We start from the raw sequence: 2,700 nt of genomic DNA on the forward strand, positions 1-2,700 counted from the left end.
GCCGCGCGCCTGCTTTCTGGCCGCCCAGGCGGGCAACGCCGCCGACATGCAGCTGCTAGACCGCCGCTACCACGAGCTGGCCGCCGCCTACACCACCAACGAGGTGCGCGCCGCCGCCGAGGCCGACCTGGCCTTCCACATGACCATCATCGAGGTGTCGCGCAACGGCATGTTCATCACCATCGGCAACGGCATCAAGGCGGCTTTGCGGGTGTCGTCTGAAATGCTGCTGCGCCACGCCACCCGCCCCAGCGAAGACCTGGACCTGCACGCCGCCGTGCACCGCCACATCCTGGCGCACGAAGCCGATGCCGCGGCACGGGCGATGACGGCATTGCTGTCGGCATCGCAGGCGCGGCTGCTGCCGTACACGGTGAAGCCATAGAAAAATTTATAAAAAATCAGCCTCCAGCGCATATGGCACCTGCGCTAGCAGCTATTTTTTCAGTAGCAAACCAGGTTTTCGACGTGGTGCACGCCACGGCCTGCAAAACCTCTTTCCGCAGGGCCATGCCGCCCCATGCTTGATGCACGCGGCGCACCAATGGATTCACAAAGTGCAATTTACAGCACGGCGCGGCACTCCAATAATCGCGCCATCTCGGGCCATCCCGGCTCCGTCTGTCACACCACTACTGTCCATGATCCACCGCAACATCCCCTGCGTGCTGATGCGCTCCGGCACCTCCCGTGGCCCGTTCTTTCTACGCGAATGGCTGCCCGACAGCACCGAGGCGCGCGACCAGGCGCTGATTGGGGCCATCGGTGCATCCGACCCGCTGCAGCTCGACGGTTTGGGCGGCGGCAGCACGCTGAACAGCAAGGTGGCCATCGTCTCGCGCTCCCAGCAGCCGGGCTGTGATGTGGACTATTTATTCGCCCAGGTCGGCGTGGGTCACCAGTCGGTGGATACCCGCCCCAACTGCGGCAACATGCTGGCGGGCGTGGTGCCGTTCGCCATCGAACAGGGCCTGATCGCCGCCCAGGACGGCCACACCACGGCGCGGGTCTACAACGTCAACACGGGGGCCTGCATCGACGTGACGGTGTGCACCCCGGGCGGCGTGGTCACCTACGAAGGCGATGCCCGCATCGACGGCGTGGCGGGCACGGCAGCGCCCATCCTGCTGAATTTTCTGGATGCCTGGGGTGCGGTGACCGGCCATTTGTTTCCCACCGGCCAGCGCATCGACACCATCGACGGCATCGAAGCCACCTGCATCGATGCCGCCATGCCGTTGATGGTCATGCGCGCCGCCGACCTGGGCCTGACGGGCCGGGAGCGCCCGGCCCAGCTGGATGCCAACACCGCTCTGTTGGAACGCATCGAAGCCATGCGCCGGGTGGCGGGCGCGCGCATGGGCCTGGGTGACGTGTCCGACAGCGTGGTGCCCAAGCCGGTGCTGGTCAGTGCCGGAGACGATGCCAACAGCATCACCTCGCGCTACTTCACCCCGCGCCGCTGCCACGCCTCGCACGCCGTCACCGGCGCGATTGGTGTGGCCACCGCCTTCGCCTTGCCCGGCACCGTGGCCAGCGGAGCCCACACGCCGCCGGGCAAGCGCGCGCTGGTGGTGCTGCATCCAGCGGGGCAAATCGACATCGAGGTGGAAGTGGTTGGCGAGGGCGAGTCTGCCCAGGTGGAACGCGCCGCGCTAGTGCGCACCGCCCGCAAAATTTTGCAGGGCGAACTGCACCTGCCCAGCTATGTATTTCCGCAAGATGCCACCCGCACCACCCACACCGCTGCCCTGGCCGACACCAGTATCCGCATCATCGTGCCCACCAGCGCGGGTGGCGGCAATGACACCATCGCCCGGGCGTTGGCGCGCAAGTTGTCGCCGCTGCTGGGGCAGAGCGTGCACATCGACAACCGGGCCGGGGCCCACGGCAGCGTGGCCTGCGAATACGTGGCCTCGGCCGCGCCCAACGGCCAGACCCTGCTGTTTGGCTACATCGCCACCCACGGCATCCACCCAGCGCTGGAAGGTCTGCGCTACGACCCGCTGGCCGATTTCTGCCCGGTGGGGTTGATCGGTTATTCGCCCACGTTGCTGGTGGTCAACGCCGACCTGGACGTACGCGATGTGCCCGATCTGGTCGCCCAGGCCCGCCAGAGCCCGCTGCACTACGCCAGCGCAGGCACCGGCACCGCCCCGCACTTCGCCGCCGAACTGTTCAATCTGAACGCCGGCACCGCGCTGCGCGGCCACACCTACCCGGGTGCCGCCCCAGCGATTGCCGACACGGTGCGCGGCAGCACGCAGCTGATGTTTCCCAGCCTGTTCACCGCCCAGCCGTATCTGCACAGCGGCAAGCTGCGCGCCCTGGCCGTCGCCGGACCCGAGCGCCTACCCAGCCTGCCCGGCGTGCCGACGCTGGCCGAGCAGGGCGTGCCGGGAGTGGAGGTGACGCAGTGGTACGCGCTGTTTGCCCCGGCCGGCACGCCGCCCGAGGTGGTGGCCGCGCTGAATGCCGCCCTGAACACCGTGCTGCAAGACCCCGAACTGGTCGCCCGCATGGCCGCCGACGGTGCCCGCGTGCAGACCAGCACGCCCGCCCAGCTGGCACAACTGGTCCACAGCGAAATCGCCAAGTGGCGCCGCGTGGCCCAAGGGGCCCACCTGCCGATGGGCGGCGGGGTGGAGGAAGCCTGAGTTAAGCATCGAATCGGCCTCTAGCGCAGGCAGCACCTGCACA

At 67.9% G+C, this 2,700-nt stretch carries 2 protein-coding genes; both read left to right on the top strand.

Annotated elements, in window-relative coordinates:
• The coding region (locus ABI213_RS18620) for an FCD domain-containing protein (RefSeq protein ID WP_348028187.1) at positions 1–385 on the top strand (385 nt) is incomplete at its 5' end.
• Between the two features lie 256 nt (positions 386–641).
• Positions 642–2,657 carry a 4-oxalomesaconate tautomerase gene (locus tag ABI213_RS18625; RefSeq protein WP_348028189.1) on the top strand — a complete coding sequence of 672 codons (2,016 nt, stop codon included), beginning with the start codon at positions 642–644 and terminating at the stop codon, positions 2,655–2,657.
• The last annotated feature ends 43 nt before the right edge of the window (positions 2,658–2,700 follow it).

Origin of the sequence: Rhodoferax sp., from assembly GCF_039922535.1 — a bacterium.
In the GTDB taxonomy this organism is placed as follows: Bacteria; Pseudomonadota; Gammaproteobacteria; order Burkholderiales; family Burkholderiaceae_C; genus Rhodoferax_B.

Coding starts and splice junctions, on each gene's coding strand:
- ABI213_RS18625 (WP_348028189.1), top strand. CDS start 642: ATGATCCACCGCAACATCCCCTGCGTGCTGATGCGCTCCGGCACCTCC.